Annotated in this window: 16 protein-coding genes; 7 read left to right on the top strand and 9 right to left on the bottom strand. The window is 61.2% G+C overall.

The window, feature by feature from the left end; all coding sequences use genetic code 11:
- Positions 1-34 precede the first annotated feature (34 nt).
- The 6 genes from htpX (at position 35) to bamC (ending at position 5,206) form a co-directional block, all read left to right on the top strand.
- Entirely contained in the window at positions 35-919 is an 885-nt protein-coding gene (htpX, locus tag OPV09_RS22885) for a protease HtpX (RefSeq protein ID WP_070303511.1), read from the top strand.
- Between the two features lie 38 nt (positions 920-957).
- Complete coding sequence (locus OPV09_RS22880) at positions 958-1,581, top strand: L-threonylcarbamoyladenylate synthase (protein ID WP_072455249.1); 624 nt, start codon at positions 958-960, stop codon at positions 1,579-1,581.
- A 94-nt stretch (positions 1,582-1,675) separates the two neighbouring features.
- Positions 1,676-2,353, top strand: a complete 678-nt coding sequence (locus OPV09_RS22875; protein ID WP_338679453.1) for a site-2 protease family protein — start codon at positions 1,676-1,678, stop codon at positions 2,351-2,353.
- A 42-nt stretch (positions 2,354-2,395) separates the two neighbouring features.
- Positions 2,396-2,968, top strand: a complete 573-nt coding sequence (locus OPV09_RS22870; protein ID WP_072455247.1) for a class I SAM-dependent methyltransferase — start codon at positions 2,396-2,398, stop codon at positions 2,966-2,968.
- An 84-nt stretch (positions 2,969-3,052) separates the two neighbouring features.
- Positions 3,053-3,931, top strand: a complete 879-nt coding sequence (gene dapA / locus OPV09_RS22865; protein WP_338679452.1) for a 4-hydroxy-tetrahydrodipicolinate synthase — start codon at positions 3,053-3,055, stop codon at positions 3,929-3,931.
- Between the two features lie 81 nt (positions 3,932-4,012).
- Positions 4,013-5,206 carry an outer membrane protein assembly factor BamC gene (bamC, locus tag OPV09_RS22860; protein ID WP_034750677.1) on the top strand — a complete coding sequence of 398 codons (1,194 nt, stop codon included), beginning with the start codon at positions 4,013-4,015 and terminating at the stop codon, positions 5,204-5,206.
- A gap of 281 nt (positions 5,207-5,487) precedes the next feature.
- Here the strand turns inward: bamC and OPV09_RS22855 are convergent, their stop codons facing one another.
- Positions 5,488-5,742 (bottom strand): hypothetical protein, encoded by a 255-nt coding sequence (locus tag OPV09_RS22855; protein WP_034783358.1) that lies wholly within the window; start codon positions 5,740-5,742, stop codon positions 5,488-5,490.
- Between the two features lie 353 nt (positions 5,743-6,095).
- Positions 6,096-7,217: a cupin domain-containing protein gene (locus tag OPV09_RS22850; RefSeq protein WP_338679451.1), complete on the bottom strand. Its 1,122-nt coding sequence runs from the start codon at positions 7,215-7,217 to the stop codon at positions 6,096-6,098.
- Between the two features lie 93 nt (positions 7,218-7,310).
- Here OPV09_RS22850 and OPV09_RS22845 point away from each other — a divergent pair, with 93 nt between their 5' ends.
- The gene (locus OPV09_RS22845; RefSeq protein WP_070303515.1) at positions 7,311-7,856 is read left to right on the top strand and encodes an FKBP-type peptidyl-prolyl cis-trans isomerase; all 546 of its coding nucleotides are present in this window, start codon (positions 7,311-7,313) and stop codon (positions 7,854-7,856) included.
- Positions 7,857-7,903: 47 nt separating this feature from the next.
- Here OPV09_RS22845 and OPV09_RS22840 read toward each other — a convergent pair whose 3' ends face one another.
- The 7 genes from OPV09_RS22840 to OPV09_RS22810 form a co-directional block, all read right to left on the bottom strand.
- The gene (locus tag OPV09_RS22840; protein ID WP_338679450.1) at positions 7,904-8,941 is read right to left on the bottom strand and encodes a hypothetical protein; all 1,038 of its coding nucleotides are present in this window, start codon (positions 8,939-8,941) and stop codon (positions 7,904-7,906) included.
- Positions 8,938-11,634: a DNA mismatch repair protein MutS gene (gene mutS / locus OPV09_RS22835; RefSeq protein WP_338679449.1), complete on the bottom strand. Its 2,697-nt coding sequence runs from the start codon at positions 11,632-11,634 to the stop codon at positions 8,938-8,940. The genes OPV09_RS22840 and mutS overlap by 4 nt, the downstream gene beginning before the upstream one ends.
- A 316-nt stretch (positions 11,635-11,950) precedes the next feature.
- Positions 11,951-12,508, bottom strand: coding sequence for a hypothetical protein (locus OPV09_RS22830; RefSeq protein WP_338679448.1), 558 nt, complete (start codon positions 12,506-12,508; stop codon positions 11,951-11,953).
- A complete protein-coding gene (locus tag OPV09_RS22825) occupies positions 12,505-14,724 on the bottom strand; it encodes a protein kinase domain-containing protein (protein WP_338679447.1) in 2,220 nt (739 codons plus the stop codon). The genes OPV09_RS22830 and OPV09_RS22825 overlap by 4 nt, the downstream gene beginning before the upstream one ends.
- A 201-nt stretch (positions 14,725-14,925) precedes the next feature.
- Positions 14,926-16,248, bottom strand: coding sequence for an aspartate aminotransferase family protein (locus OPV09_RS22820; RefSeq protein ID WP_338679446.1), 1,323 nt, complete (start codon positions 16,246-16,248; stop codon positions 14,926-14,928).
- An 81-nt stretch (positions 16,249-16,329) separates the two neighbouring features.
- Positions 16,330-17,217, bottom strand: a complete 888-nt coding sequence (locus OPV09_RS22815; protein ID WP_338679445.1) for a MurR/RpiR family transcriptional regulator — start codon at positions 17,215-17,217, stop codon at positions 16,330-16,332.
- 44 nt (positions 17,218-17,261) lie between these two features.
- Positions 17,262-17,546 carry a hypothetical protein gene (locus OPV09_RS22810; RefSeq protein WP_338679444.1) on the bottom strand — a complete coding sequence of 95 codons (285 nt, stop codon included), beginning with the start codon at positions 17,544-17,546 and terminating at the stop codon, positions 17,262-17,264.
- Positions 17,547-17,798: the final 252 nt, after the last annotated feature.

The raw sequence follows: 17,798 nt of genomic DNA, 5'->3' as shown, positions 1-17,798 counted from the left end.
CTTTTAGCTATTCTGTTTTCCGGAGCCAACGCCCATGAAACGTATCGTCCTTTTTATTGCAACCAATCTGGCCGTGATGCTGGTGCTGTCGCTCGTGCTCAGTTTGCTGGGCGTGGGCAATCCGGCGCGCGGCAGCACCTTGAACCTGGGCAGCCTGCTCGTGTTTTCGCTGGTGGTGGGCTTCACGGGATCGATATTTTCCCTGTTGATCAGCAAACCGATGGCCAAGTGGAGCACGGGCGCGCGCGTGATCGACAACCCGACGTCGTCGACGGAATTGTGGCTGGTCAATACCGTGCGCGCGCTGTCCGAGCGGGCCGGTATCGGCATGCCGGAAGTGGCCGTGTACGAGGGCGACGCGAATGCGTTCGCCACGGGCGCCTTCAAAAACTCGGCGCTGGTGGCCGTCTCGACCGGCTTGCTGCAAAGCATGAACCGCGATGAAGTCGAAGCCGTGCTGGGCCACGAGATCGCCCACGTCGCCAATGGCGACATGGTGACACTCACCCTGATCCAGGGCGTGGTGAATACCTTCGTCGTCTTCATGGCGCGCGTCGTGGGTTTCTTTGTCGACAATGTGCTGCTGAAAAATAACAACCGCGAAGGCGGCGGACGCGGCATCGGCTATTTCGTCACCGTGATGGTGTGCGAAGTGATCTTCGGCTTGCTCGCTTCCATCATCGTTGCCTGGTTCTCCCGCCAGCGCGAATTCCGCGCCGATGCCGGTTCTGCCAAGCTGTTGGGCAGCCCCACGCCGATGATGCATGCGCTGGCACGCCTGGGCGGCGTGCCGCCGGGCGAGCTGCCGCAATCGATGCAGGCGCTGGGCATCAGCGGAGGCAATGGCGGCTGGGGCGCGTTGTTCGCCACCCATCCGCCGATCGAACAACGCATCGCCGCGCTGCGCGGCGTACAATAATGCTAACTTAACAAGCTGGTTCGCCAGAACGCTTACACATGAGTCAATTTTTCCAGATTCACCCCGACAATCCGCAATTGCGCCTGATCAAGCAGGCTGCGCAGATCATCCAGTCCGGCGGCGTCGTGGCCTTGCCCACGGATTCCTGCTATGCACTCGTATGCCAGCTCGACGACAAGGGCGCCGTCGAGCGCCTGCGCCGCATCCGTGGCATCGATGAAAAGCACCATCTCACCTTGCTGTGCCGCGACTTGAGCGAGCTGGGCGTATACGCCCGCGTCGACAATCGCCAGTTCCGCCTGCTCAAGGCGGCCACGCCGGGCGCCTATACCTTCATCCTGGAAGCGACGAAGGAAGTGCCGCGCCGCCTCAGCCACCCGTCGCGCAAGACCATCGGCCTGCGTGTGCCGCAGCACCGCATCGTGCAATGCCTGCTGGAAGAGCTGGGCCAGCCCCTGCTGGGCGCGACCTTGACCTTGCCTGGCGATGAAGAGAGCCTGACGGATGCCGACACCATCCGCGAACGCCTGGAAAAACTGGTCGACCTGATCATCGATGGCGGCGTCTGCGCGCATGGTCCCAGCACCGTGATCGACCTGACGGGACCGGAGGCGGAAGTGGTGCGTGTGGGACGCGGCGACCCGGCCGTGCTGGGCTTGTAGAGGGGCAGGGCGCGCCTGTTGCCGCGCCGGTCTTCACCTGTTCTTAATGACAACGTAAGAAAGAGGCTGTGGCGCCTCTGGTAGAATCGCGGTCATGAGCGATTTCAATACGATAGTCCAGACCATTGCGGTGTACCTGGTACCGGTGCTGTTTGCCATTTCCCTGCATGAGGCGGCGCATGGCTACGTCGCCCGCTATTTCGGCGACCCCACGGCTTCGAACGAGGGCCGGCTGAGCCTCAATCCCATCCGGCATATCGATCCTTTCGGCACGATCTTGCTGCCTTTGATGCTGTATTTCGCAATCCAGGTACCGTTCGGCTATGCCAAGCCGGTGCCCGTCGATTTCAGCCGCCTGCGCAATCCGAAGAAGCAGATGGCCTGGGTGGCGTTTGCGGGGCCTGGCGCCAATTTTGCCATGGGCCTGGGCTGGATGATTGCCTTTGTCGTGCTCAGCGTCCTGCCGCCGACGGAAATGGGCATGTTTTTCCGCAAGATGGCGGGCGCCGGCGTCAGCGTGAATGCGGCCATGTTCGTCTTTAACCTGATTCCCGTGCCACCCCTCGATGGCGGGCGCATCATGACAGGCTTGCTGCCGATGCAACTGGCGCGCCCTTACGCCAGCATCGAGCGCTACAGCCTGTATGTGTTCGGTGCCCTGGTGCTGCTGATGTACACGGGCGTACTGAACCGCGCCTTGCTGGCGGCAATCGAATTTGTCATAGGCATTTTTGTCACCATGGTCACGCCCCTGACGGCCCTGTTGACGTGATACAAGCAACTGGATATACGCAAATAATTGATGGAAGTACCGATGCAAGCAATTGAACCAACAGTAGAAACCGAAGCGATTTCCGGCTGGCTGCGCCGCTGGGCGCCGCTGATCCCGGGCGGCGAAGTGCTGGACCTGGCCTGCGGCGCAGGCCGCCATGCGCGCCACCTGGTGAGCCTGGGCCACCCCGTGATCGCGCTCGACCATGATCCGGAAATGCTGGAAAAAGCGGCCGGCACGGGCATCACCACCTCACTGGTGGATCTGGAAGCGCCGGGCGCCGTATGGCCTTTCGCGCCCGGCCGCTTTGCCGGCATCGTCGTCACCAATTATCTGCACCGGCCGTTGCTGGACGCCATGGTTGCCAGCCTGGCGCCCGATGGCGTGCTGCTGTATGAAACGTTTGCCGAGGGCAATGAGCAGTTCGGCAAGCCGTCGAATCCGAAATTTTTGCTGAAGGAAGGCGAAATGCTGAGCTGGGCGGTGCAGCAGGGATTGCGTGTGGTAGCGTATGAGGATGGGCGCGTGGAACAGCCAAAAGCTGCTCTGGTGCAACGAATTTGCGCCGTCCGGCCGGATTTTCCACGGTTGGCGGCGCTGCTGCCGACGTTTTGAGCGGCCATACTATGTCAGAATGCACCACAGGCGCGGGCTATCCGCTACAATCGTTGTTTTATTTATCGGCGCTATAAACTTACTATGATCAAGGGCAGCATTGTAGCAATCGTCACCCCGATGCACGCAGACGGCAGTCTGGACTTTCCAGGTCTGCGCAAGCTGATCGACTGGCATATCGCCGAGGGTACGGACGGCATCGTCATCGTTGGCACAACGGGCGAATCGGCAACAGTCAGCGTGGAAGAACACTGCGAACTGATCCAGTTGACCGTCGAACATGCCAAGGGACGCATTCCTATCATCGCCGGCGCCGGAGGCAACTCCACGGCCGAGGCCATCAAACTGACGCGCTACGCGAAAGAAGCGGGCGCCGATGCTGTCTTGCAAGTGGTGCCGTATTACAACCGTCCTACCCAGGAAGGCATGTACCAGCACTTCAAGGCCATCGCCGACGCCGTCGACATTCCCGTCATCCTGTACAACGTGCCGGGCCGTACGGTTGCCGACATGAGCAACGAGACCATCGTGCGTCTGTCCGCCATCCCGAATATCGTCGGCGTGAAAGATGCGACCGGCAATATCGGCCGTGGCATCGACCTGCTGCGTTTGGTCCCAGCCGACTTCGCCGTGTACTCGGGCGACGATCCGACAGCCATGGCGCTGATGTTCTGCGGCGGCCACGGCAATATCTCCGTGACGGCCAACGTCGCGCCGCGCGCCATGCACGAACTGTGCGTCGCGGCCATGGCGGGCGAGCGCGCCACGGCAATCGCCATCAATAACAAGGTTTTCCCTCTGCACCAGAAGCTGTTTGTCGAGCCCAACCCGGTGCCCGTCAAATGGGCGATGGCCGAAATGGGCCTGATGCCTGCCGGCATACGCTTGCCACTGGTGCCGCTGGCTGAAAACTGCCATGTGACCGTGCGCGATGCCTTGCGCGACGCCGGCATCCTGTCTTAAGACCGAACTTCAAGCCCGGACTTGACCAGTCCGGACCTTCCCTGATTCCAGCTGCTACTTAGCTTCTTATCCAGTTACGACATGACTAATTGCAAGAAAAACCAATCGGCGCCTGCCACCATCGCCGTCCGCGGCATCGTCATCGGCGCCATCGCAGCCAGCCTCGCGGGCTGCGGCATGATCAGTTCGGTAGTCGGCGGCGACAAGGTCGACTACAAGTCGGTCAAGAAAGCCGGCACCCTGGACGTGCCGCCTGACCTGACGCAATTGCAGCAGGACAACCGCTACTCGCTGCCGGATGCGAAAAACGGCGTGGCCACGGCTTCCGGCTACAACGCGCAGCGCAACGCCACGGCCGGTACGCCCGTCGTCGTGGGTGCCGACGGCGTGGTCGGTGTCGTGCCGGTCACGGCAGGCGGCGTGAAGGTCGAGCGCGCGGGCAACCAGCGCTGGCTGGTCGTCAAGCAGTCGCCTGAAGTGCTGTGGCCGCAACTGAAGCAGTTTTGGGAAGATTCGGGCTTTACCATTGCCGTCGACCAGCCTACGGCTGGCATCATGGAAACCGAGTGGAATGAAAACCGCGCCAAGGTGCCGCAAGACTTTATCCGCAGCACCATCGGCAAGGCCTTCGATTCGCTGTACTCGACCGGTGAAAAAGACAAGTTCCGCACGCGCGTGGAGCGCCTGGCCGATGGCTCGACCGAGATCTACGTCAGCCACCGTGGCGTGGAAGAGGTTGTCACGGGCCGCGACAAGGAAACCACCACCTGGACCGCTCGCCCGAACGATCCGGGCCTGGAAGCGCAATTCCTGGCCAAGCTGATGACGCGCCTGGGCGCGGCCAGCGACGATGCGCAGGCGAAGACGGCTGTCGATGCCGCCATCGTGCAGCCGCAGCACGCCAAGCTGGTCGGCGACGCCGCCACGCCGGCGCGCGCAATCGAAGTCGATGAAGGTTTCGACCGCGCCTGGCGCCGTGTCGGCCTGGCGCTGGACCGCGTCGGCTTTACCGTGGAAGACCGCGACCGCACGCAAGGCACGTATTTCGTGCGTTACGTCGATCCGGACGCGGTCAAGAAAGACGGTTTCTTCTCGAAACTGTTCAGCTGGGGTTCGTCGTCCGACAAGGACAAGGAAGCGCAGCGCTACCGCGTCCTCGTCAAGGCCGGCACGGGCTCGACCAGCCTGGTCAGTATCCTCAGCAACGAAGGCCAGCCAGATACCTCACCAGTGGCAGAGAAGATCCTGGGCCTGCTGAACGATCAGTTGAAATAAGGTTCACTGAGTGGCGGCGATCAAAAGCTGCCACGCATCATAAAAAAGGCTGGCCCGGTGCAAACCGGGACAGCCTTTTTATTTTGGGTACGCAATAGATGCTTGCGACGCCCAACAAAACCGTAGCGAGCGCCAGTGATTTGTGGCTAAGAAGCGCAGCCGTACTTTAGTACGGTGAGCATCGCAGGCCGCAAAGCGCGGCGCGCAGTAGGTTTGGTTGGGTGTTTACCCAACAAAAAAGCCGGCCCTAAGGCCGGCTTTCTTTAGTGCAGGGTGCTAAATTACTTAGCAGCCGATGCAGCAGCCGAAGCAGCCGAAGCAGCGTCGGTAGCGGCCGAAGCGGCAGCCGAAGCAGCAGCAGCAGCGTCGGTAGCGGCCGAAGCAGCAGCGTCAGCAGCAGCAGCTGGAGCAGCTTCAACTGCTGGTGCTGGTGCTGGGGTTTCAACTACTGGTGCTGGTGCAGGAGCTTCTTCTTTTTTGCTGCAAGCAGCCAGAGCAACAACCATCAGGGAGGCGATCAGCAGGGATTTTTTCATTTGTTTTCCTTAATTATTTCAAAAAATAAATCAACATTGTTGCGATGAATAATTACCGGTAATTATCGCTCGTTAGGTCGTCTTCGAAGGCTTTTCGTACCAGGTGGTGCCTGCCAGACAACGGAAACTTCCTAACCGAATATTATAGCGATTTTTGGTGCGTCGCAATAGGAGCAAGAGGCAAATTCGCAACTATTTTGTGATATCGCAATATTTGCCGAAGCAAATTGCAAGCAAGTGTAAGTGTTTTGCGAAAGCGCGACAAAACGATATAAAAATAATATCTTTCTTTGCGCTGGCGCAGAAGATGTTATTTTGCTTACTGTAATACCACTTCGCTACGCTGCACCCATTCAAGCCAGTTCGATCCAGCCATCCTGATACCAGGTATATAAGGCATCCATCACGTCATCGGAAGCCATGGCAACGGCGGCGCCATCGAGGGCGCGTTCGTTGGCCAGGGTTTCCAGGGCCGCTTTGTCGGCCTTGCCAATGGCAAACGATTCGCCATTGATGAAGACATTCTTGCCACGATACAGCATCAGCGTCTTGCGCGACAACACGACACCTTTTTTCTGTGCGGCGTCCGCGAAGCGGCCCACCGTCAGCGGCTTGGACAGCGGCGTGAAAAACACATTGTGCTTCGGTTCCGACAGGTGTTCGCCGAGGAAAATCGTGACGTCTTCTTCCGTGAAGCGCACCTTGTTCAGTTCTTCCGCGATGGTGCTGAGCATTTCACGGGGGATTTCGGCCGGCTTGCCCGACGCTTTCAGGTCCGGATCGCTGTAAATGCCCGGCAAGTCGATCGAGTCGGCCATGAATTGCAGGAAAGCTTCGCCCAGTTCCTGGAACGAAGGCGAGCGGAAGCCGATCGAATACGTCTGGCAGTCGCCGATGGCCACGCCGTCGTGCGCATAGTGGGGCGGCAAATACAGCATGTCGCCCGGTTCCAGGGTAAATTCTTCGTCGGGCGTGAAATTGCTGAGGATTTTCAGCGGCAAGCCGTCGATCAGGCTCAGGTCTTTCTGCGCGCCGATGCGCCAGTGGCGCTTGCCCTGGCCTTGCAGCAGGAACACGTCATAGGAATCGAAATGCGGGCCCACGCCGCCGCCATCGGTGGCAAAGCTGACCATCAGGTCGTCCAGGCGCGCGTCCGGCAGGAAACGGAACTGGCGCAGCAGGGCGTCGGCCTTGGCGCTGTGCAGGTTGGCGCCCTGCACCAGCAGAGTCCATTCCTTCTGTTTCAGCGAAGGCAGGCTGGTCAGCGGACCTTGCTGCATGTTCCAGTGGCCATCCGCATGGCTGACCAGGCGCGATTCAACGTGATCGAGGGTAGCCAGCTCGGCCAGGGCCTTGAAATCGAACAGCGCCTTGAAGCCCGGTACGGCTTGACGGATCAACAGGGGCTTTTTATGCCAGTAGTCGCGCAGGAATTGCGCCGGCGTGATATCGCCGAGGAGAGTTAATGTTTTCATGCGCCCATTATAACAACCGGAAATGCAGGAATGCGCCTGCCGTTGGCGGCGTGAAGGTATAATTTGCCAGCTTATACAATGAAAGGAAGCATAATGAAGATTGCCAAAAATACGGTCGTGACTGTCAACTACAAACTGTCAGACGCGCAAGACAATCTGATCGAAGACGGCCGTCAGCCGATGGTCTACCTGCACGGTGATTATGAAAACACCCTGCCGAAGATCGAAGAAGAGCTCGACGGCAAGGAAGTTGGCTATTCCAACACGATCCAGATCGAACCGGATGATGCTTTCGGTGAATACGATCCCGCCCTGGTCAAGGTCGAGCCGCGCAACCGCCTGCCTGAGCCGCTGGAAGTGGGCATGCAGTTCGAAGGCATGCCGGAAAGCGATTCGCCGGACGAAGAAGCGATGATCTTCACGGTCACCGACATCGCCGATGACAAAGTCGTGCTGGATGGTAACCATCCTCTGGCCGGCATCGCGCTGCGCTTCTCGCTGACCGTCGCTGACGTGCGCGCCGCCACCGACGAAGAAATCGCCCACGGCCACGTGCATGGCGCACACGGCCATGACCATGGTGATGATGAAGAAGAGGGTGACGAAGGCGATCACTTCCGTTCGCATCCGATTCACTAATATCGCTTGTTCCAGGCCGGCTACATGCCGGCCTGTTTGCTGATGCGCTAGCGGCGTACAGTCGACGCCTTGGCACGCGCTTGGGCCGATGGCCTGACTGCGCGTTGACGCACCTCAAAGAATGGCGTCTTGCCTGGCCTTACGGCGATGGCGGACCAGTCGTTGTCGATGCTGACGTGGCCCAGGTTGCCTTTCCAGCTGATTTTCGGCCCGCCTGCCTTGGCTGCGGCCTTTTTACTCTTCCCTTCCTTGCCGTCCGCGTCGCCATCACGCTGCGTATCGACCAATAACACCTTGCCGCTGAATTTCTTCGCCAGGGTACGGACCTGCTTGCGCGGTCCGGCAAACCCGTCCTGTTTTGAGCTGAAGCTGGGCAGCAGCGAATTGTCGTCTTCGTCCAGCACGCCCATGTCGCCGTCGGAAAACAGCACGATACCGTCGAGTTTCTTGCGCTGCGCCATGGCGAACAGGCGCTGCAGCCAGGAACGGTTGGCGACCAGGCGGTCTTCGAATTCGCTGTTGCGTCCCGCTTCCGGCAGGAAATGGTTGTTATTCGCGGGCAGGTTGATGGTGGCAAACAGCACGCCGCCATATTCCCAGTGGGCGTTTTCCGCATAGCTGCGGAACTTCGCCGTCGATGACAGCCGCGACAGGGTCAGCTTGCGCTGGCCCAGGCTCTGGTCGTCGGCGAAATACACGTCGCGCAAGCGGTTCAGGCGTTCGATGGCGTTGACCCTGCCGCGCGAGTTGCGGCAGTTGGCCCAATCGCTGGCCGACAGCGAGACGATCAGCGGCGGGCCGCTGGCGTCCAGCAAGTCCTTGCGTTGGCTGTACAGCTTGTCGCTGCACGATTCGCTGGCCGCCTTGATGCCGGTGGCCACGACGAAAGATGCATTGAAGGCGCTCGTGTCGGCGATGGCTTTTTTCAGGGGGCCATCGTCCGGTCCGGCGTTGAAGGAATGGCCCAGCACGGCAAACTCGAAGCCGGCCTGGTCGCTCTGGGCGGCCAGCGCCGCTTGCCATGGCAGGCTGGCAGCCAGCAAGCCGGCGGCCAGCAGGTGGATCGTGCCGCGCCGGCAGGTCATGCGGCGGCCAGCCGTTTCAACTGGTACAACTGCTCGAGCGCATCGCGTGGCGTGAGCGCGTCGGGATCGAGGTCGGCGATGGCGTCGAGCAAGGCTTGCTGCGCCGTATTCAGCGCGGCCAGCGGCGCCGATGCTTCTTCTTCTTCTTCCTCTTGCGCATACGGATCGGCTGCCGGCGCGGCGAACAGGTCGCGCTGCGGCGTGGCGTCGAGCGCCTGCGCTTCCAGGCGCGCCAGGTGCTTGCGCGCGGCCTTGATCACGGGCTGTGGCACGCCAGCCAGTTGCGCCACCTGCAAGCCGTAGCTTTGCGAGGCAGGGCCCGGCTGCACGGCGTGCAGGAAGACGATGCTGTCCTTGTGTTCGACGGCCGACAGATGCACGTTGGCAGCGCTCGGGTGGCTGTCCGGCAATTGCGTCAGCTCAAAGTAATGCGTGGCGAACAGGGTGAAGCTGCGGCTGGTGTCGATCAGATGGCGCGCGATGGCCCATGCCAGCGCCAGGCCGTCGAAAGTCGAGGTGCCGCGGCCGACTTCATCCATCAGCACCAGCGAGTGCTCGGTGGCGCCGTTCAAAATGGCTGCCGATTCCGTCATTTCCACCATGAAGGTCGAGCGTCCGCCCGCCAAGTCGTCGGTGGCGCCGATGCGCGTGAAGATGCGGTCGATGGGGCCGATGGTGGCGGACGCGGCCGGCACGTAGCTGCCCACGTAGGCCAGCAGGGTGATGAGTGCCACCTGGCGCATGAAGGTCGATTTACCACCCATGTTCGGACCGGTAATCAAGAGCAGGCGGCGTTCGTTGACGAAGCGGCAGTCGTTGGCGATAAAGCGCTCAATCTGCTTTTCCACGACGGGGTGGCGGCCTTCGACGATGTTGATGCACGGCTCGTCAACCAGTTGCGGCGCAGCCCAGTTGTGCTGCTGCGCATGTTCCGTCAGCGCGTTCAAGGTGTCGAGCTGGGCCAGGCCCTGCGAGATCGTCTGCAAGGTGCCGATGTGCGGCGCCAGGTCGGCCAGCAGCAGGTCGTACAGCATCTTTTCGCGCACGAGGGCCTTGTCTTGCGCCGACAGGGCCTTGTCTTCGAATACCTTCAATTCCGGCGTGATGTAGCGCTCGGCGTTTTTCAGGGTCTGGCGGCGGCGGTAGTCGTCGGGCACCTTGTCCGTCTGGCCGTGCGTCACTTCAATATAGAAGCCGTGCACCTTGTTGTATTCCACGCGCAGGTTGGCGATGCCCGTGCGCGCCCGTTCGCGCGTTTCCAGGTCGAGCAGGAACTGGCCCGCGTTTTCCGACAGCGCGCGCAATTCGTCCAATTCGGCATCGAAACCGGTGGCAAACACGCCGCCGTCGCGCACCATCGCGGCCGGTTCCTGTGCCACGGCGCGCACCAGCAAGTCCAGGCAGGCAACAGGCGTGGCCAAGGCCGTGTGGATGGCGGCCAGCAAGCCGGTTTCGCCGCCCTGGCCAGGACCATAGCAACGCACGACGTCGCCGCGCAGGGCCGGCAGTTGCAGCAGGCCGTCGCGCAGGGCGGCCAGGTCGCGCGGACGCGCCGACAGCAGCGCGATGCGCGTGGTGATGCGTTCGATATCGGGCACTTGCGCCAGGGTAGCTGCGAGCGGACCGGCCGCTTCGCTTTGCGCCAGTGCGGCGATCGCCTCATGGCGCGCGCGCGCCACCTTCTGGTCGCGCCGCGCATGGTGCAGCCAGTGGCGCAGCATGCGCGAACCCATGGCGGTGCGGCAATGATCGAGCAGGGAGAACAAGGTCGGCGATTCCTGGCCGCGGATGGTTTCCGTCAATTCGAGGTTGCGGCGCGTGGCCGCATCCAGGCCGATGAATTCACTTTCCGTTTCCGTCGTCAGCGAACGCACGTGCTGCAGACCGCGTCCCTGCGTCGACTGCGCATAGCGCAGCAGCGCGCCGGCCGCGCCGAACGCGGCGCCGAGGCCATCGGCGCCGAAGCCCGTCAAAGTCGCCACGCCCAATTGGTCGAGCAGGGCCTTGTGGCCGCCCACCACGTCGAAATGCCAGTCCGGCACGCGGTTGATGTGCGTGCCCGCGTAGTCGTCGAACAGGTTGCCATTGTCGCCGCTCAGGATCTCTGCCGGCACGATGCGCTCGAGCTCCTGCTGCAAGCGCACGGCCACGGTGCTGCTGTCGCCGGAAAACTCCATCAGTTTCAAGGCGCCGCTGGCCAGCGACAGCCAGGCCAGACCCGTCGTCACCGTCTTGCGCTGCGTGATGCTGCACATGGCCAGCAGCGGGCGCTCGGCCTTCTCCGGCAGCAAGTCCGCATCCGTCAAGGTGCCGGGCGTGACGACGCGCATGACCTTGCGTTCGACGGGTCCCTTGCTGGTAGCCGGGTCGCCGATCTGTTCGCAAATGGCCACCGACTCGCCCAGCTTGACCAGCTTGGCCAGATAGCCGTCGAGCGAATGAAAGGGCACGCCGCACATCTTGATCGGATTGCCGCTGGCCACGCCGCGCGCCGTCAGGGTAATGCCCAGCAGGCGCGACGCTTTTTCCGCATCCTCGAAAAACAGCTCGTAGAAATCGCCCATGCGGTAGAAGACCAACATCGTCGGGTGGTTCTCCTTGATGCCTAAATATTGCTGCATCATGGGAGTGAGCTTTTCAGCCGAATTTTTCTTTGCCGCGGCGGCGTTGATTTCTTTTGGGACGGTGGTCATGTGTTCTTTGTCGTTGGTCCGGCGGCAGGGAAACGCATGCCTGCCGGGCTGTGTGTGGTGCTGTGTGCATTCAAGGCCGCGCCAGAGGGCGGAGCTTGGGTTCAAGGCCGTCATTTTACCGCTTTCGGCGGGCAGGGCGGCGTATTGCGTGCGGATGGAAAAAAGCCACGTCGGAGGAAGGGCGTGGCTTTGAAGTTGACTATGCTGTGCTCAACGGAGATAGTTATGGCAGAGATCGTGTCTGAATGGCCGAACTTAACTTGTTCACGCATGCTTCTGGCGCAATGTGCCGCGCCAGATTGGCATTGGTAAAGTATTACAGATTAGTCGTACCGCCTACCGAGCTTTCCGGGTCGAAAGAAAATACACGCAATTCTGGCTGAACGTCTTCGCCGCGCATGATGCGTACCGTCATGACGAAGGACAACTCCCAGCGTCCAGAGGTATGACCTACGTCCAAATTGTGTTTCCATTCCTGACGGATGCGGTGCAGTGGCATCTGGTCTGGCTCACCCAGCAGTTGCTGGATTTCGAAGTCCAGCGGCAAATGATAGGTTGCACCTACTGCCTGGAGGAATGGTGATGGTGGTGAATAAATGGTCGGCACTTTCGGGCCGATTTGCGTCAGTTGCGGTACGGTGACGATGCAGCAATCGATGATTTGGAATGAGGTGAAGCCGCTTTCCTTGGAGCCGCAGCAGGTAACATCCAGGTACACATGTTGGCCTTTTTGGAAGTGCACGCCTCCCATGTAGGGGCCATGGCGAGGATCGGCTGTGCCGTCGCAGGAGGTGAAATTGTAGTCGAGTTGATTGGTGATCTGGTCTGCATCAAAATGCACGGATAACTTCATCCAAGGGCTTACAGGCGTCATTTTTTACTGTCTCTTTCCAAGTTGATGAGAAATTGCTGGTAGCGGGCATCTCGCCGCAGGTTCAACAGATCGGGGGATGATTCGATCAGATTGAGAGGGTAGCCAAGCTTGCTGGCCTGGAGAAGCGCAGCCAATGCCTCGCTGCGATTGCCAATCAGTTCATAAGTGATTGCCGCACGAAATTGCACGTCCGCCACTAGCGGCGCTAGGGTAAGCGCCTGCTTGACGCCGGCCATGGCTGTTTGCTTTTCACCTGCATATGCTTGATAGAGTGCCATGCGCGAATTCATGGTGATGTCAGAAGGCATGCGCTGCAGCATGGGCCGTAGCAGGGCGATGGCGCGAAGATATGATTGTTTAGATGCCTGGATCTGCGCTGGTATCCAGCGTTGAGCATCGGCTAGGTTGGCCCAAAGTAAATACATGCCGGGACCGCCTTTTTTCTCCGAAACGGCATTTTCAAATGCTTGCACTGCGCCCAGATAGTCTCCTTTTGCGAATAAGGAAGTTCCCAGATTCGTGTACAGTTCCCAGTGCGGACCCACCTGCAATCCTTGTTGTAATACTTGCAATGCTTCGTCGTTGCGGTTCTGGCGTAGCAAGGCTGCGTTTAGATATGCGTAATTGCCGAGTGACTGAGGAGTCATGGCTATGCTTTTACGGAAGGCTTGCTCCGCTTTGACATAGTCCCCCATTTTGTAATGCATATAGCCGAGTTGGGAGCTGAACAAGCTCTCCTGTGGATACGTCGCGATCGCATGATCCAGCATCTGCCTGCCCAGATCGAATTTTTGGCTGTTGAGGTACAGCCGGATCTTGCCATACAGCCCCAGCAAATTGTTCGGCTCAAGGTTTAGCGAAATAGTTGCCTCGTGCAAGGCCTCTTCGTATTTTCCTTGGAACTCAAAAACCCAGGCCTTGGCCACATGGGCGAGAGCCAGTTGGTCGTCTGTTGCCAACGCCTGTGTGGCGCTGATATCTGCACGTTGCAACCAGATATCGTCACGACCTTCACTGGTATAGCGCAAGCTCGACGCCAGCGACAGGCCCGCAGCGGCAGCGGCATTGGATGGGTTGTGCTGTAGCACTGCGGTGAAGTGCTCGATGGCCTGTTTTTGCTGGTTGTCGCGATCAAAAGCGCGCAATGCATCCATCCCCGCCTTCATTGCGGCCACTTCGGAAAACGCTGCAGCTGCCTGGCTGGCGCTTAGCTTGGTTAGTAAGTTAGGTCCCTGCCAAATACCTAAACCAAGCACGATAACGGCGCCAACCGCCACCATAGCGCGCTTGACCGGTACTTGAAGTTGAATGGCAATCGACACCGGTGGCTTGGCTGGCCTTACTTCAGTGGCTTGCATATCCGCCGTTACTGAAGATGAAGACTGCGCCCCTAGCGCCTCGCGCACAGCGCGCATGGTGCGCGGCCGTTCGGCCGGGTCGTGCGCCGTCATCGCGCGCACGAGGGCGTTGATGGCGGGCGGGACGGATTCTGGCAGGTCGGGCCACGGTTCCGTTGCCTGCATGTGGGCGGCGGCCAGGGCCAGGCCGTTCAGGTGGGCGAAGTGGCGCTGGCCGGCCAGCATTTCGTACAGCATGGCGCCCAAGGCATACACGTCGCCGCGCGTGTCGGGCAGGCGGCCCATCAGGCGCTCGGGCGCCATGTAGGCAATGGTGCCTTGCAGGTCGCACAGCGTGGTCGTTTGCGTGGCTTGCGGGTCGATGTGGCGGGCCAGGCCGAAGTCGAGGATGCGCACTTGACCGTCCGCTTCCAGCATCAGGTTCGACGGTTTCAGGTCGCCATGCACGAGGTCCATGGCGTGCGCCTCGTCCATGGCGTCAGCGATCTGGTAGGCGATGTCGAGTGCCGTTTGCAAGTCTGCCTTGCCGCTGTGCATGAACTGGCCCAGGGTCTGGCCTTCGACCAGTTCCATGACGATGGACTGGCCCGTGCCTTGGCCTTCGATGGCAAAAATGCGCACGAAGGCCGCATGCTTGAGCGAGGCGGCCAGGCGCGCTTCATTGATCAGTTTTTCCGGATGCAGCACGTCGGCTTGCGGTTTCAGCCGTTTCAGCGCCACGCTGCGGCACAGCTTGGCATCCCACGCTTCGAATACATGGCCGAAACCGCCTTCGCCCAGCAAGCGGCGCACTTCATAGTGCCCGCTGATCGTGTCGTCTTGCAGAGGGGGCTGACGCAGGGAGTCGAGCAGTTCCATATACCTTGGCTTCAGAGTGCATCAACGCGGGTGTCAAGCATCGAAAAGGGGTAATGCGATGATTGAATGCCCAAGATGATTGATTTTGAGTAACTTCCTGATTTAAAACGATTGTTTAAAATAAGTCAATTAATATTGACAAGGAGTGAACAGAAACTGCTGGCAGTCGCCTTTGCGCGTTTCTGCCGCAGGCATGCGCGGCTACGCCACGCAAGCATCGATGGCCGCGCCCAGCTTGTCGACAATCTCATCCACGTGGCTGGCGTCGATGATGTAGGGCGGCGCCAGCAGGATGTGGTCGCCGTGCAGGCCGTCGATGGTGCCGCCCATGGGATAGCACATCAGTCCGGCTTGCATGGCTTGCGTCTTGATGCGCGCGTGCAGGCGGCGGGCCGGGGCGAACGGCTGTTTGGTATTGCGGTCCCGCACCAGTTCCAGTCCCAGGAACAGGCCGCGGCCGCGGATGTCGCCCACATGCGCGTGGCTATCGAAACGCTGGCGCAGCCGCTCTTGCAGCAAGCCGCCCATAGCGCGCACGTTGGCCAGTAAATCGCGCTCCTCGATCTGCCGCTGCACGGCCAGGGCGGCGGCGCAGGCCGTTGCGTGGCCGATATACGTGTGGCCGTGCTGGAAGAAGCCCGTGCCGGCGCGGATGGTGTCGCGGATATCTGTCGATACCATGACGGCGCCGATGGGCTGGTAGCCGGCGCCGAGGCCCTTGGCGATGCAGACCAGGTCGGCCGTAATGCCTTCCTGCTCACAGGCGAACAGGCTGCCCGTGCGGCCCATGCCGCACATGACTTCGTCGAGGATCAGCAGGATGCCGTGACGCTGGCAGATCTCGCGCATGCGCGCAAAATAGCCGGCCACGGCGGGCAGGGCGCCGGCCGTGGCGCCGACGACGGGTTCGGCGATGAAGGCCATGACGTTGTCCGCGCCGAGTGCGGCGATATGGTCTTCCAGTTCCTGGCCCAGGCGCGTCACGTAGTCGCCATCCGTTTCATGCGCCTGCTGGTCGCGCCAGGCGTAGCACGGTGAAACGTGGGTGACGCCGATCAGCAGCGGCTCGAACTGCTGGCGGCGCCAGGCGTTGCCGCCCGTGGCCAGCGCGCCCAGGGTGTTGCCGTGGTAGCTCTGGCGGCGTGCGATGACGTGGCGGCGCTGCGGCTGGCCCCGCTCGACGAAATACTGGCGCGCCATCTTGAGCGCGCTTTCCACCGCTTCCGAACCGCCCGAGACGAAATACACGCTGTCGATGCCGGCTGGCGCCCGAGCGACGAGGAAATCGGCCAGCTGCTCCATCGGCTCGCTGGTAAAGAAGGAGCTGTGCGCGTACGCCAGCGTGGCGATCTGCCGCTGCACGGCGGCGATCACGGCCGCATCCGAATGGCCGAGGCAGGAGACGGCCGCGCCGCCGCAGGCATCCAGGTAGAGCTTGCCATCGGCATCGATCAGGTAGGGGCCGTCGCCGCCCATGGCGACAGGATAGCTGGCGGTCAAGCTGCGGTGGAAGACATGGCTCATGGCATCGCTTTCTTATCGGCAAGTGGGATGGCCGATTATAGGAGGCGTTGCGCCGCATTGCAACAATCGATGTATTTATTCTTAATTTACATCATTTGATGTTTTTGCGTAGGCGCCCAGCGCCCGCAGCTGGCTTTCCGCCGCGCCGATGGCCGTGACGGCATCGGGCCCCGCGCGCGCCACCAGCAGTTCCACCAGGCTTTCCACGGCCGCGACGCCGGCCACGATGGAAGGGAAGAACGAGGGGCTGTTGACGGCGATGACGATGCTGGCATCAGCCTGCAGGGCCAGCGGCGACATGGCGCTGTCGCTGATGGCGACCACCTGGCAGCCGGCTTGGCGCGCCGCCTGCGCCACCAGCAGCGCTTCGCTCGAATACGGCGCGAAGCTAACGACGACGACGGCTTCGCCCGCCTGCAGGGCGCGCAAGTCCATTTCCAGGGTGCCGCCCTGGCCGCTCAGCAGTTGAACGCTGGGGCGCAGCAGCCGGTACAGATAATGCAGGGTATAGGCGATCGGGTGGGCGGCGCGAAAGCCGGCCACGTGCACGCGGGGCGCCGTCTGCAGCAAATTGGCGGCCGCATCCAGGGCGGCGTGGTTGGCGCTTTCCGTGGCGGCCAGGTTGCGCTGCTGCACCGTGAACACTTCGGTGACGAGGTCACCATTATTGCCGGCCAGCGCGCCTGCTTTTGCCGCGTAGCCGCTTGGCCCCGCGCGCAGGCGTTCGACAAAGATGGCTTTCAGCTCCGGCCAGCCGGCAAAGCCCAGCTGCTGCGCCAGGCGCACGAGGGCGGCCGATTGTACCTGCGCGCGCGCGGCGATGCTGCGCATCGACGAGACGGCCACTTCGTCCGGATGGTCAGCCAGGTAGCGGGCGCCGGCCTGGAATTGCGGGCTCAGTTCCGCATGGCGCGCCTTGATCAGGTCCATCAGTGCCGCATAGGAATCGTGGGGTGTCGCTGCCTGCATCGCCGTGCCTCATTGAATAGGTTGCGGCGATGGTACAGGATTCGTCAGCGGGCCGGTAGCGGCGCGCCATGCGCCAGGGCGGCCGTGCGCGGGCGCAGCCGGGCAAACAGGTGCGGCCCGGCAGGTTTGCGGTGCGGTCCCGTCGTCAGCACGCGCAAGGCCGTGGGCAGCGGCACGTCGTGGCAGTGCAAAAACAGGGCGGCGGCGCCCGTGCCGGCCATTTCCTGCAAGGCCAGCGCATGTTCGACCAGCGCCGCTGTGCGCATGTCGAGCCGCACCGGGATGTCGGGTTGAAATAGCTGTATGTCGACGTGCCGTGCCTCGCGCATGCTGTCCCCGCCGGGTTCGATGGTCAGACTGCCAGCATAAAAGCGCCCCGGCGCCGTCACTTTGCGTTAAATCAATTCCTGTGTCGGATAGATTCCACAAGGCAAAAAAAACGCCAACCGTCACCGGCTGGCGCTGAAACTCCTCAAGGAAGAAGACATGTATTCCAACAACGTTTCGACGCCTGACAAAACCATCGCGAGCGGCAGTGATTTGTGGCCGAGAAGCGCAGCGGCACTGTAGTGCCGTGAGCA

The sequence above is a fragment of the Janthinobacterium sp. TB1-E2 genome (assembly GCF_036885605.1).
Lineage (GTDB): Bacteria > Pseudomonadota > Gammaproteobacteria > Burkholderiales > Burkholderiaceae_D > Janthinobacterium > Janthinobacterium aestuarii.
The sequence above is the reverse complement of the archived record's forward strand: the minus strand, read 5'-3'. Positions and strand labels throughout refer to the sequence as shown.

What these genes read in the sequence shown, in the direction of transcription:
- htpX (WP_070303511.1), top strand. Translation starts at nt 35, where the DNA reads ATGAAACGTATCGTCCTTTTTATTGCAACCAATCTGGCCGTGATGCTG.
- OPV09_RS22880 (WP_072455249.1), top strand. Translation starts at nt 958, where the DNA reads ATGAGTCAATTTTTCCAGATTCACCCCGACAATCCGCAATTGCGCCTG.
- OPV09_RS22875 (WP_338679453.1), top strand. Translation starts at nt 1,676, where the DNA reads ATGAGCGATTTCAATACGATAGTCCAGACCATTGCGGTGTACCTGGTA.
- OPV09_RS22870 (WP_072455247.1), top strand. Translation starts at nt 2,396, where the DNA reads ATGCAAGCAATTGAACCAACAGTAGAAACCGAAGCGATTTCCGGCTGG.
- dapA (WP_338679452.1), top strand. Translation starts at nt 3,053, where the DNA reads ATGATCAAGGGCAGCATTGTAGCAATCGTCACCCCGATGCACGCAGAC.
- bamC (WP_034750677.1), top strand. Translation starts at nt 4,013, where the DNA reads ATGACTAATTGCAAGAAAAACCAATCGGCGCCTGCCACCATCGCCGTC.
- OPV09_RS22855 (WP_034783358.1), bottom strand. Translation starts at nt 5,742, where the DNA reads ATGAAAAAATCCCTGCTGATCGCCTCCCTGATGGTTGTTGCTCTGGCT.
- OPV09_RS22850 (WP_338679451.1), bottom strand. Translation starts at nt 7,217, where the DNA reads ATGAAAACATTAACTCTCCTCGGCGATATCACGCCGGCGCAATTCCTG.
- OPV09_RS22845 (WP_070303515.1), top strand. Translation starts at nt 7,311, where the DNA reads ATGAAGATTGCCAAAAATACGGTCGTGACTGTCAACTACAAACTGTCA.
- OPV09_RS22840 (WP_338679450.1), bottom strand. Translation starts at nt 8,941, where the DNA reads ATGACCTGCCGGCGCGGCACGATCCACCTGCTGGCCGCCGGCTTGCTG.
- mutS (WP_338679449.1), bottom strand. Translation starts at nt 11,634, where the DNA reads ATGACCACCGTCCCAAAAGAAATCAACGCCGCCGCGGCAAAGAAAAAT.
- OPV09_RS22830 (WP_338679448.1), bottom strand. Translation starts at nt 12,508, where the DNA reads ATGACGCCTGTAAGCCCTTGGATGAAGTTATCCGTGCATTTTGATGCA.
- OPV09_RS22825 (WP_338679447.1), bottom strand. Translation starts at nt 14,724, where the DNA reads ATGGAACTGCTCGACTCCCTGCGTCAGCCCCCTCTGCAAGACGACACG.
- OPV09_RS22820 (WP_338679446.1), bottom strand. Translation starts at nt 16,248, where the DNA reads ATGAGCCATGTCTTCCACCGCAGCTTGACCGCCAGCTATCCTGTCGCC.
- OPV09_RS22815 (WP_338679445.1), bottom strand. Translation starts at nt 17,217, where the DNA reads ATGCAGGCAGCGACACCCCACGATTCCTATGCGGCACTGATGGACCTG.
- OPV09_RS22810 (WP_338679444.1), bottom strand. Translation starts at nt 17,546, where the DNA reads ATGCGCGAGGCACGGCACGTCGACATACAGCTATTTCAACCCGACATC.